The 12231-nt window shown below is 66.7% G+C and carries 9 protein-coding genes, 1 tRNA gene and 1 pseudogene; 4 read left to right on the forward strand and 7 right to left on the reverse strand.

Annotation, left to right across the window (positions count from 1 at the left end):
• Window positions 1–39: 39 nt before the first annotated feature.
• A pseudogene (locus tag GON09_RS15830) lies at window positions 40–358 on the reverse strand (WhiB family transcriptional regulator).
• Window positions 359–651: 293 nt separating this feature from the next.
• Between GON09_RS15830 and GON09_RS15835 the strand changes: the two are divergent.
• Entirely contained in the window at window positions 652–3078 is a 2427-nt protein-coding gene (locus GON09_RS15835; RefSeq protein WP_213934474.1) for a penicillin-binding protein, read from the forward strand.
• Window positions 3079–3155: 77 nt separating this feature from the next.
• On the opposite strand, the gene GON09_RS15840 is transcribed toward GON09_RS15835, so the two are convergent.
• Window positions 3156–3632 (reverse strand): GatB/YqeY domain-containing protein, encoded by a 477-nt coding sequence (locus GON09_RS15840; protein ID WP_213932614.1) that lies wholly within the window; start codon window positions 3630–3632, stop codon window positions 3156–3158.
• A 66-nt stretch (window positions 3633–3698) separates the two neighbouring features.
• On the opposite strand from GON09_RS15840, the gene GON09_RS15845 reads away from it, so the two are divergent.
• Together GON09_RS15845 and GON09_RS15850 are read left to right on the forward strand one after the other, a co-directional pair.
• Window positions 3699–4652: a metallophosphoesterase gene (locus GON09_RS15845; protein ID WP_213932615.1), complete on the forward strand. Its 954-nt coding sequence runs from the start codon at window positions 3699–3701 to the stop codon at window positions 4650–4652.
• A gap of 54 nt (window positions 4653–4706) precedes the next feature.
• Window positions 4707–4780: transfer RNA gene (locus GON09_RS15850), tRNA-Pro, on the forward strand.
• A 64-nt stretch (window positions 4781–4844) separates the two neighbouring features.
• Here the strand turns inward: GON09_RS15850 and GON09_RS15855 are convergent.
• On the reverse strand, window positions 4845–6338 hold the full coding sequence (locus tag GON09_RS15855) for an amino acid permease (RefSeq protein WP_213932616.1): 1494 nt from the start codon (window positions 6336–6338) through the stop codon (window positions 4845–4847).
• A gap of 371 nt (window positions 6339–6709) precedes the next feature.
• On the opposite strand from GON09_RS15855, the gene GON09_RS15860 reads away from it, so the two are divergent.
• On the forward strand, window positions 6710–7231 hold the full coding sequence (locus GON09_RS15860) for a YdcF family protein (protein WP_213934475.1): 522 nt from the start codon (window positions 6710–6712) through the stop codon (window positions 7229–7231).
• A gap of 10 nt (window positions 7232–7241) precedes the next feature.
• Here GON09_RS15860 and GON09_RS15865 read toward each other — a convergent pair whose 3' ends face one another.
• The 4 genes from GON09_RS15865 to GON09_RS15880 all read right to left on the reverse strand — a co-directional run bounded on the left by GON09_RS15865 (window position 7242) and on the right by GON09_RS15880 (window position 12220).
• Entirely contained in the window at window positions 7242–8990 is a 1749-nt protein-coding gene (locus tag GON09_RS15865) for a cholesterol oxidase substrate-binding domain-containing protein (protein ID WP_213932617.1), read from the reverse strand.
• A gap of 76 nt (window positions 8991–9066) precedes the next feature.
• A complete protein-coding gene (locus GON09_RS15870) occupies window positions 9067–9900 on the reverse strand; it encodes a metal-dependent hydrolase (protein ID WP_213932618.1) in 834 nt (277 codons plus the stop codon).
• A 330-nt stretch (window positions 9901–10230) separates the two neighbouring features.
• The gene (locus GON09_RS15875; RefSeq protein WP_213932619.1) at window positions 10231–11691 is read right to left on the reverse strand and encodes a catalase; all 1461 of its coding nucleotides are present in this window, start codon (window positions 11689–11691) and stop codon (window positions 10231–10233) included.
• 94 nt (window positions 11692–11785) lie between these two features.
• Window positions 11786–12220, reverse strand: coding sequence for a Fur family transcriptional regulator (locus tag GON09_RS15880; protein ID WP_213932620.1), 435 nt, complete (start codon window positions 12218–12220; stop codon window positions 11786–11788).
• Window positions 12221–12231 lie beyond the last annotated feature (11 nt).

Below are 12231 nucleotides of genomic sequence, written 5' to 3' on the forward strand. Positions count from 1 at the left end.
GGGTCATGATCTCGGCGGTTCGTACCTTGGAGGTGGTGACTAGACCGCGCTCTGGTGCTGCCGCTGCGCCTGGAAGAAATCGGCCCAGGACTCGACCTCGGGATGCTGCTTGAGGAGTGCACGACGCTGCCGCTCGGTCATGCCTCCCCACACACCGAACTCGACACGGTTGTCGAGAGCGTCCGCCCCGCACTCGAGCATCACCGGGCAGTGCCGACAGATCACCGCGGCCTTGCGCTGCGCCACGCACGAACAGTTCATCGGGATCGACTTCGCGGCAGCGAGCCTTGGAGACCCAAGCGATGCGCGCTTCGGCCTGGTCGACGTCGAGTCGGGTCGTCGGGGTGGTCATGTGCATTCAGTTGCCCCTTTACTTTCCGAACGCCGGTTCGCGGTGTTCGAGGTCTGCGCCGCCCGTGTGCCGCGACGGCGCGAAACCTGCCCGTCAAGGTGTTATCTGCGTCACACTGATGTCTCAATCTAGGTAAACTGATGCCCAGGCGCAAGGCGAACGAAACCTTTTCTGGTACGTACGTACAAAGTTGCACGTCGGAGGCGTTTTCACCACGCCTGTCGAGCCACGCCCGGTCCCTGGAAACCGCTGCCCGGTCCCTCGCCACGTACTGTGTAGGCGTGTCGATCCGAAGAACGGTGGCGAAGCTCGCCGGTTGCACGGCCCTCGGCGGCGTTCTCGTAGCAGGGATGCTCTTCCCGGCAGCGGGTGGATTCGGGTACGTCTCGAACCGCGCCGCGGACACCGTCGACAACAGTTCCGCAGAGCTCGTCGAAGGTGTCGTCCCCGCCGTGACGACCATGGTCGACAAGGCGGGCGAGCCCATCGCGTGGCTCTACGACCAGCGCCGATTCGAGGTGCCGAGCGAGCAGATCTCCAACGAGATGAAGCTCGCGATCGTCTCGATCGAGGACAAGCGGTTCCCCGAGCACCAGGGCGTCGACTGGCAGGGCACCATCCGCGCGTTCCTCACCAACACGACGAGCGGTCAGGTCGAACAGGGCGCCTCCACGATCGACCAGCAGTACGTCAAGAACTACCTCCTGCACGTGATCGCGAAGACGGACGCCGAGCGCCGCGCGGCGATCGAGACGACGCCGGCCCGCAAGATCCGTGAGATCCGCATGGCGCTGACGCTCGACGATCAGCTCAGCAAGGACGAGATCCTCACCCGCTATCTGAACCTCGTGCCCTTCGGCAACGGATCGTTCGGCATCCAGGACGCCGCCCGGACCTACTTCGGCATCGACGCGAAGGACCTGAACATCCCGCAGTCCGCGATGCTCGCGGGGATGGTGCAGTCCAGCTCGGCGCTGAACCCGTACACGAATCCGGACGGCGTACTCGCCCGGCGCAACGTCGTGCTCGACACCATGATCGACAACATCCCGGAGCGCGCCGACGAGATCCGCGCCGCGAAGGAACTGCCGCTCGGCGTACTGCCCGAACCGAACACGCTTCCGCGCGGCTGCATCGCGGCCGACGACCGCGGCTACTTCTGCGAGTACGCGCTGCAGTACCTCGAGAACTCCGGCCTGTCCCGCGAGCAGATCGAACGGGGCGGATACCTCATCCGCACGACCCTCGATCCCGAAATCCAGGATTCCGTCAAGTCGTCGCTCGACCAGTTCACCAGCCCCACCGTCGACGACGTGGCCTCCGTGATGAACGTGATCGAACCGGGCCAGGATTCGCACAAGGTCCTCGCTATGGGATCGAGCCGTAAGTTCGGGCTCGACGCGGAGGCCAAGGAGACCGTCCAGCCTCAGCCCTATTCGCTGGCGGGCCACGGTGCCGGGTCGATCTTCAAGATCTTCACCGTCGCGGCCGCCATGGAACAGGGCCTGGGCACCTCGGCCGTACTCGACGTCCCGTCCCGTTACAACGCCCGCGGCCTGGGCGACGGCGGTGCCCGTGGTTGCCCGGCCAACTACTACTGCGTCGAGAACGCCGCACCGTACCCGTCGCGGCTGTCGGTGACCGACGCACTGGCGCAGTCACCGAACACGGCGTTCGTCAAGCTCATCGAGGCCACCGGTGTCGACGCGGTCGTCGATATGTCGGTGCGCCTGGGTCTGCGGTCGTACCTGCAGCCCCGCACCTCCGGCTTCGGTGACCAGTCGATGGCCGAGATGCAGAAGAACCAGCACCTCGGCTCGTACACGCTCGGCCCGACGTGGATCAACGCGCTCGAGCTGTCGAACGTCGCCGCGACGCTGGCGTCGAGCGGCAAGTGGTGCCCGCCCACCCCGATCGAGGGGGTGTTCGACCGCGAGGGCAAGCCCGTCCCGATCACCCAGCAGGCTTGCGAGCAGGCCGTCGAGCCCGGTCTGGCCGACACCCTGACGACGGCGATGAGCAAGGACACCGCCGCCGGCGGTACCGCTTCGGGTGCCGCGGGGTCGGTGGGCTGGAACCTGCCGGTCGCGGCGAAGACCGGTACCACCGAGTCGCACATGTCCTCGGCATTTCTCGGATTCACCAACCGGTTTGCCGGAGTCGTCTACACCTACGGCGACTCCCCCACCCCGGGTCAGATCTGCTCGGGCCCGGTTCGCCCCTGTTACGACGGCAACCTCTTCGGCGGCACGGAACCGGCTCGGACGTGGTTCTCGGCGATGCTGCCTGTCGCGAACAAGTTCGGTCCCGTCGAGCTCCCTGCCCCCGACCCGCGGTACGTCCGCGGCGCCGGCAACGCCCAGGTTCCGGACGTGACAGGTCTGTCGAAGGACCGCGCGGTGCAGCGCCTGCGCGACGCCGGATTCTCCGTGTCGGAGGCGACGATCGCCGGTGAGGAACGCGCCGGAACCGTGACGGGCACGTCCCCGAGCGGCTCGGCTGTGCCGGGTTCGGCGGTGACCCTGTTCATCAGCGATGGATCGGTCCGCGTGGCTCCCACCACCAGCGCCACCCCGGCGCGTCCGCGAGATCGCGAGGTTCCCGACACGACCCGCCCGTCGACCCGTGCGCCTGCTCCGGAACGTGAGCTGGAGCAGAGCGAGTCGAGTCCTCCCGCGGACGAGGACTCCACTCCCACGACGACACCGAGTCGCCCCGACAACTGAGCCGCAAGGCTTCCACGGCCGTGCAGTTCTCGTCGCCCCTTCCTCGGACGGCCGACGAGAACTGCACGGCCGTTCGGCTACAGGCGTGAACGAACGGCTGCGGACAAGCGCTTGCCGTCGGCCTTTCCTGCCGCGATCTCGGTGGCGGCCTTCATCACCTGGCCCATGTTCTTCGGGCCCGGGCGCGTTCCGAGTTCCTCCGCGACGCGTGCGAGTGCGGTGTCGACCACGTCGACGAGTTCGGCATCGGTCAGCGGCGTGGGCAGGTATTCGTCGATGATCCGCGCCTCGGCGTGCTCCTTGGCCGCGAGTTCGCCGCGTCCGTTCTCGGTGTAGACCTCGGCGGCCTCACCGCGCTTCTTCGACTCCTTCGCGAGCACCGTGATCACCTCGTCGTCGGAGAGCTCACGTGCCTCCTTGCCGGCCACCGCCTCGTTCCGGACCGCCGCCAGCAGCATCCGGAGCGTCTCGGTCCGCAGCTTGTCCTTGTCCTTCATCGCTGCCGTCAGATCTGTCCGCAGCCTGGATTCGAGGGAGGATGTGGTGTCGCTCATGCCGGAAACGCTACGCGGGGCAAGCGAACCGCGTGCGAGGACCACACACGGCGGTACGCTGGAGAAGTGCCTGACCTGTCTGCAATTCGCCGTGTAACCCTCGGTGCTGCCGGCGCCGCCGCTCTCGGCCTCGGTTACGCCACGCTGATCGAACGGAACGCGTTCACCCTTCGCGAGGTCACGGTGCCGGTGCTCGCACCCGGCGCGTCGACGCTGCGGGTGCTGCACATCAGCGACCTGCACATGACCCCGAACCAGAAGCTCAAACAGAACTGGCTGCGCGAGCTCGACAGCCTCGAGCCCGATCTCGTCGTGAACACCGGCGACAACCTGTCGCACCCGAAGGCCGTTCCGGCCGTCGTCCAGGCTCTCGGCGGACTTCTCGCCCGCCCGGGTCTGTTCGTCTTCGGCAGCAACGACTATTTCGCTCCTGTGCTGAAGAACCCGCTCGCCTATTTCGACAAGAATCACGACCGCGTCTACGGTCCTCCGCTGCCGTGGGGCGACCTGCGCGCGGCGTTCACCGAGCGCGGCTGGCAGGACATGACACATGTGCGCCGCGACATCGAGGTCGGGGGTGTGCGCATCGCCGTCGGCGGTGTCGACGACCCGCACCTCGACCGCGACCGGTACGAGACGATCGCCGGTGCGGCCGATCCGTCGGCCGATCTGCGGCTGGGCATGACGCACTCCCCCGAGCCGCGGGTGCTCGACCGTTTCGCCGAGGACGGCTACGACCTCGTTCTCGCGGGCCATACCCACGGTGGTCAGCTGTGCCTGCCGTTCTACGGCGCACTGGTGACCAACTGCGGAATCGACCGGTCGCGGGTGAAGGGCGCGTCGCGGTGGGGTGCTCACACGCGACTGCACGTCTCCGCGGGCATCGGCACGTCGCCGTTCGCTCCCGCCCGGTTCTTCTGCCGTCCGGAGGCCACCCTGCTGACCCTCGTTCCGGCGTCGCGCGACGCCGCACAGCACGCCACTGGCGATGCGGCAGAGCGTGCCGGGTTACGTCGCTGAACAGCCGATTTAATCTTCTGCGGGCTCGTGTTGTAAGCTGACCGAGGTTCGATACGGGGTGTGGCGCAGCTTGGTAGCGCGCTTCGTTCGGGACGAAGAGGTCGTGGGTTCGAATCCCGCCACCCCGACTCGTGGAAGAACTCGTCAGGGCACTTTCTCCTCACGGAGAAGGTGCCCTGACTGCTTTCCCGACTACGCTTCCGGGCCGGCGCGAACCCGGGGAGGGTTCGCGAGGACCGAGTGGTTCCGGCTGTAGACGAAGTAGATGATCAGACCGAGGAGCATCCACGCCACGAAACGCAGCCATGTCTCGACGGACAGATTCACCATGAGCCACACGCAGGCGATCACCGCGAGGATCGGCACCAGCGGGACCAGCGGCACCCGGAACCCGCGTTCGAGGTCCGGTCGTGTGCGCCTCAGCACGATCACACCGATCGACACGAGTACGAACGCGAAGAGCGTGCCGATGTTGACCATCTCCTCGAGCGTGCCGAGCGGTACGACGCCCGCGAGCACCGCGACGATCACCGCTACGAGCACCGTCGTTCGCACCGGGGTTCCTCGGCTGCCCGTGTGGGAGAGCCCGCGCGGCACGAGTCCGTCCCTCGCCATCGCGAACAACACCCTCGTCTGGCCCAGCATCAGCACCATCACGACCGTCGTCAGACCCGCGAGGGCACCGATCGAGATCAGATTCTTCGCCCAGTCCATCCCGTTGAGCGCGAACGCTGTCGCCAGCGTCGACTCGTCCCCTTCGAGGGCGGTGTAGTCGACCATGCCGGTGAGGACGAGGCTGACGGCCACGTACAGCACCGTCACGATCGCGAGCGAGCCGAGGATGCCGATCGGCACCGCCTTCTGCGGGTGACGCGTTTCTTCGGCCGTGGTGGCGACGACGTCGAATCCGATGAACGCGAAGAACACCAGGCTGGCTGCGGCCAACAGTCCGTACCAGCCGAAGGTACTGCCGCCCGCGCCGGTGGCGAACGAGAACAGGGACTGGTGCAGCCCGTCGCCGGTGTCACCGGCTTCGGAGGGTGGGATGAACGGCGAATAGTTCTCGGCTTTGATGTAGAAGGCGCCGAGAACCACCACGAACACCACCACCGCGATCTTGATGGACGTGATGACCAACGAGACCCGGGACGAAAGCTTGGTACCTGTGGCGAGCAGCACGCCGATCGCGGCGACGATCAGAATCGCACCCCAGTCGACTTTCACCGGTCCGATCGTGAAGCTCGAGGACACGGTCATGACCTCCTGGAGGTAGAGCGACCACCCCTTCGCGACCACTGCTGCGGCGAGAGCGAACTCGAGGATGAGATCCCATCCGATGATCCACGCGACGAATTCCCCGAAGGTCGCGAACGAGTAGGTGTAGGCGCTACCGGCGACAGGCACGGTCGAGGCGAATTCGGCATAGCAGAGGGCGGCGAGCGCGCACGCGATCGCCGCGAACACGAAGGCCAGGGATACCGACGGGCCGGCGACGTTACCTGCGGTCCGGGCGGTGAGCGTGAAGATACCGGCACCGATGACGACTGCGACGCCGAACACGATGAGGTCCCAGGCGGTCAGATCCTTGCGCAACCTCGAATCCGGTTCGTCGGTGTCGCGGATGGATTGCTCCACCGACTTGGCACGAAGGAGTCCGGTCCTGGGGGGCCTGCCGATCCGAGTCATCGCGATCCTCTCCCGGAGGGAACCCCATCGCTTCGGTACGACCCGAAGTGGCCGGCCGCTCTGCCGCAGGGCGTATGAGCAGAATATGCCGCTCACCTCCCGGAGCGATGCTTCTCCGCGGGAAAAGCGGACGCCGCGCTCTCGCAAAAAATTCTTCAAGTTTGTTTTAGGCGCAAAAAACAGACTTGTATCACTTAAACTGAAACGCGGCACTGCACTCGCGAAATACCCCGACTCCGGTCGGGGGGAACGGAAATCAGCGGATGACGCGACGACACAGGGCCTCCCGGGAGAACACGCCGGAGGACTCCGGTGGTTCCACGCTGACAGCCAGGCCACGCTCCCGACGACGAAGGTGGCTCGCCGTCCTCCTGCTCACCGTATGCGCCTTCATCGCCGCGGGCGTGCCCGTCTACGTGGCCCCGCAGATCGAGATCGAGAACCTGAGCCCGTACCGCCGGGCGGATGCGATCTTCGTCCTCGGCGGAGCAATATACGAGCGCTACCCCTACGCTCTCGAACTCGCGCTCGAAGGCTTCGCGCCCCAGGTCGTGGTGTCGAATCCCAACGGAGCGAAGGATGTCTGGCTGACGGACCTCTGCAACCACCCGCGTTACGAATTCCCCGTCACGTGCTTCGAACCGGATCCGCCCACCACGCGCGGTGAGGCGATGGAACTGAGCCGCCTCGCCGAGCAGCACGGCTGGAAGAGCGTCATCGTCGTGACGTTCGTGCCGCACGTCTCCCGGGCTCGCTTCATCCTCGACCGCTGTTTCGACGGCGAGCTCATCATGGCCGCCAGTCCGGCCGACATCGCCCTGTCGTACTGGGTGTGGGCGTACGCGTACCAAACCGCGGGTTACCTGCGGGCCTTCTCGCACACGGGATGCTGAGTTCGGACGGTCAGGGCAGCAATCGGTCGAGGAACCGGTTGCTGAACACCCTGTGCGGGTCGTGCCGTTCGAAGGCGGCGAGCGCGGCGTCCCAGCCCTGTCCGGACGGCAACCCGGTGCGGTACATGGCCGGCACCGTGCTCCCGAGAAAACCGGGGTCGCGGTAGCCGCCTTGGTCGTCGAACGCCCACCCCTTCGACCATTCCGACCGGAACGTCGCGTAGTCGCCCGAATAGTGGGCGGCCATCCACTGCTCCATTTCCCGGAAGAATGCCGGCATTCCGGTGGTTCCGGGGATCGAGACCACGTTGAGCCAGATCGCCGTGTCCCAATCCGGGCGGTCGGGACGAGGGCGCACCGGCGACAGGTCGGGCACTCCGGCGGCGTCGACGAGCACTTCGTCGACGTCGTCGACCTTGCACAGGCGCACCTCGAAGGGCATGTTCACGGGGTACTGGCCGAGCGAGGCGTAGTGCGTCATCCGCTCGTGCAACCACGTCGTGAACTCGTTGATGACACGGGCGATGTTGTCGCGTCGGGTCACGACGACACCGCCCCCGGCGACCACCCGCAGGGTCGCCGCGCGCAGGTAGAACAGCAGGTCCTTGGACCATCCCCACAGATCGCTCGTGCCGGTCGCGGCGAGCCCCGCCGCCACCGCACCGAACTGTGATGCGCCGAAGGCCGGCGTGACGCCCTGGGCGCCGCGCACAACCTGTCCCAGCAGGTCGGTGAGCTCCTCGGGGAGGCTGTCGGAGAAGAAGTAGTTGTACGGACCCTGCACCTCGCGGGAGGCGGCGGGCTTCTCCGGTGCCACCGACCAGATCTTGAGCCACGGGGTCTCGGTGAAGGGGAACCAGATCGCCTCGACCCGCCCGTGCTCCTCGACGTAACGCTCGAAAGTGCGCCCCGGCGAGCCGGCCGGTGCGAACAGTTCGCGCCACGGGATGTCGGTGAAACTCTGGCAGCGCACCCGGTAGTTCGTCCCGGCCTGCAGGGTCACCGAGGTGACGAAAGTGCGTCCGAGGTGGGCGAGCAGGGGTCCGACCTCCGGATCGGCACGGCGGAATTCGCGCAGTTCGTAAGCACCGGTCGACGGGTTCCACACCACGGCGGTCAGGGCCAGGACGAGATTCGAGAGGGAGCCGAACGACTGCCCCGGGATCACCGTCTCCCCCGCTGCGGGGTAGGTGGCACCGTGGGCTCCGATCGACAGTGCGCCGGCGATGGAGATGTCGCCGATGGCGGGCGAGTTGGCCCAGCCCAGTCCGTTCGCTTCGAGCGCGGTGAGGATCGCTTCGATGCTCGCCCCACCCCCGGCCGTCACCCGCGGTGGTGCGGCGGCCGCGTCGACGACGACCTGATTCAGCTGCGACATGGTGTCGACCAGCACGACGTTGTCGATGTCCTGTCCGGCCTCGAGGGTGAGCGGGCTCCAACTGTGCATCGATCCACGGGGGCGGATGCGGAAGCCGTGGGCGTGTGCCCAGTTCGCGAGACGGACGACGTCGTCGGCCGTGCGTGCGGTCGCGGTCCACACCGCGTCGAACTGGATGGTCTTCGCCCAGTTGACGAACTGTTGTTGCGAGAGCGGGATGTCTGGCGGGAAATCCGGTGGCGCCGGGATCGTCGCGGCCGGGTCGCCGAGTGGCACCGCACCCGCGAGAGTCCATCCCGTACCTGCGAGGACAGCGGCTCCGGCAGCTGCTCCGAGAAGACCGCGACGGCTGAGTGTGGGACCTGAAACTCGATCGCTCACGAGGGCGGGTTCCGTTCTGTTCTGCGGGCACGGACTCCGCAAAAATAGAACAAGTTCTCTTCTCGTTCCAGTACCGCTACCGGTTTGCGCCGCCCTGGTCCCAGAACGACAGTCCCGACGCCTCCAGCGTGCCGAGGATGTGTTCGGGGGCGCCGTCGACCGACCAGATCCCCATCGCTACCGCCGCCACGGTGAGGGCGGGGCCGAGGATGCCGAGCTCGAACGGACCACCCGCCCGGATGGACAGCACCGAGGGCAGCTTGATCTCCCACCAGCGCGACCCGCGCCACGGCACGAACGGCGCGAGGAAGGGGATGCCCTCCTTGGTGATGGCATCACCGAGACAGTGGGTGGCGCACCCGAGGGCCACCGCCACACCCAGGCCCGTCGATGCGACCTCCTGGGGGAACCATGTCCACGACAGGATCGACAGCACCGCGGCGCTCACGGTGACGACCACCCACCCGCGCTTCTTCGCCCACGACCCGAACAGTCCCCGTAGAGCGAGACCGAGAGTGACGAACAGGACCCCGATGATCGCTTCCCTGCCGAAACTCGCGACGAGCGCCGAGACTCCGGCACCGAGCAGCGCCGCGAACAGTGCGGTGTGCGTCATGGTGCGGTGCCCGCCACGCCGTTTCCGGTCGCGGTTGCCCTTGGTGAGCGAGTAGTAACCGAGCGAGACCGCATCGATGCCCTTGGCGAAGGTCTGGCTCACCGGCCCGAACGACCGTGCGACCGTCGACTGCGCGGTGTCGAGATCCGGCAGCAGGGCCGCCCCCGAGCACACGGCCGCGAAGGCGAAGGTCTCCGCGGTGGACGCGGGCGCACCCCAGTCGGGAGGAAGCAGATCGGCGACGACGAGCCCCACCAGCGCTCCGGAAACTGCATGGGTAGGACCCATCACCATGTCGGACAACACCTTTCGAAGAACAGCCGCGGACCCGTCCCGACGAGGACACCGTCGGACCGGATCTCCAACCTAACAACCACAGCCGACACAGCTGTCACACGCGTGTTCGAACGAGCGATACGGTGCACGGACACGGACGGGGCCGCCCACCGGAGCGGTGGACGGCCCTGTCATCTGTGCCGAATTCCTCGTCGGCGAGGAAGATGGAGTTGTGCCGTCGGATGGAGGGAGAACGACATGGACACCACGCTGATCGTGCTGGCGCTGGCAGCCCTGATCTACTGGTGGGGGCTCCTCTGATCCCCCCGACTCTCCCCCGGTGACGGTTCAGGCTCCGGCGCGCACGCCCGCCTCGACCCGCTTGCCGAGTTCCTCGTCGACATTGCGCCAGTACTCGAAGATCCGCTCGTAGAGCGCCTCCGACGTACCGCCGAGCACGTGACCGACGATGTTGTTCACGAGCCGCTCACGTGCCGCGTCGTCCATCACCTCGCGGACGAGCGTGCCCGCCTGGCCGAAGTCGTCGTCCTCCGCGTGCTGGACGTATCCGGCGCGCACGGCCTCGGTACCGAAGTCCCACAGGCCTTCGTCGCCGGCCCGCTCGGGATCGGCGTGCGGGCCGCCGAAGCTGTTCGGTGCGTAGACCGGGGTCTGCGGGTCGTTGAAGGTGTAGGCCATGTTGCCCTCCTTGCTGTAGGAGTCGACACGGGCGGCCTTCGCGGAGTTCACCGGCAGCTGTGCGTGGTTGACGCCGATGCGGTAGCGGTGGGCGTCGGCGTAGGAGAACACACGGCCGAGCAGCATCTTGTCGGGCGAGAAACCGATGCCCGGCACGACGTTCGACGGTGCGAACGCGGCCTGCTCGATCTCCGCGAAGAAGTTGCGCGGGTTGCGGTTCAGGGTCATGGTGCCGACCTTGATCAGCGGATAGTCCTTCTGCGACCACACCTTGGTCAGGTCGAACGGGTTGAACCGGTAGTTCTCCGCCTCCGCGACCGGCATGATCTGTACGTGGAGCGTCCAACTCGGGAACTCACCGCGTTCGATCGCCGTGTACAGGTCGGCCCGGTGGTAATCCGGATCCGAGCCGGCCAGCCGGTCGGCTTCGGCCTGGGTGAGGAACTCGATGCCTTGATCGGTCTTGAAGTGGTACTTGACCCAGAAGCGCTCACCGGTGGCGTTGATCCACTGGTAGGTGTGCGAGCCGAAGCCGTCCATGTGCCGCCACGTGCGCGGCAGGCCGCGGTCGCCCATCAGCCAGGTGACCTGGTGCGCGGTCTCGGGACGCAAGGTCCAGAAGTCCCACTGCATCGTGTGGTCGCGCAGCCCGGAGCCGGGCAGGCGCTTCTGCGAGTGGATGAAGTCGGGGAACTTGATCGGGTCCTTGATGAAGAAGACCGGGGTGTTGTTGCCGACGAGGTCGTAGTTCCCGTCCTCGGTGTAGAACTTCAGGGCGAAGCCACGCGGGTCGCGCCAGGTGTCGGGGCTACCCTGCTCACCGGCGACGGTCGAAAAGCGTGCCAACATCTCGGTTTTCGCGCCGGGTTGGAACAGCTCGGCCTTGGTGTAGGCGGAGACGTCCTCGGTGACGACGAGCTCACCGAACGCGCCGGCGCCCTTGGCGTGCACGACGCGCTCCGGCACGCGCTCCCGGTTGAAGTGCGCGAGCTTCTCGACCAGGTAGTGGTCGTGGAGCAGGATCGGGCCCTGGGTGCCGGCGGTCAGCGACTCGTTGTCGCTCGCGACGGGGATACCGACGTTGTTCGTGGTGAAACGGGCGTTCGTCATGGATGACCTCCGAATACGTGTGTTCCGGGTCTCGGGACACGAACCCGGTAGCTCGGCCCGTGACGGGCCGGGCTACCGGCGAAGTGAGCGGGAGTTAGTTCTCGCGACAGGAGGGGCATATGCCCCAGAAGGTGACCTCTGCTTCGTCGATGACGAAGCCGTGGTCGTCGGAGGGCGTCAGGCAGGGTGCCGCCCCGACGACGCAGTCGATGTCGACGACCGTGCCGCATGCGCGGCACACGAGATGGTGATGGTTGTCGCCGATGCGGGTCTCGTACCGTGCGGGTGATCCGGCCGGTTCGATCCGGCGGAGCAGCCCGTTCCCCACGCATGCCTTGAGTACGTCGTACACGGCCTGCGTCGACACCGAACCGAGTTCGTCGCGCACATGTGCGGCGATCCGGTCCGCATCCGAATGCGGATGCTCAGCAACGGTTCTCAGTACGGCAACGCGGGGAGCGGTCACCCGCAGACCCACGGAGCGCAGTTGCTCCCGGGGGTCGAAGTGATGCTCGTGTCCTTGTCGCATGACTCCAAGTA

It is taken from the genome of Rhodococcus sp. B50, from assembly GCF_013602415.1.
Classification (GTDB): Bacteria; Actinomycetota; Actinomycetes; order Mycobacteriales; family Mycobacteriaceae; genus Rhodococcus.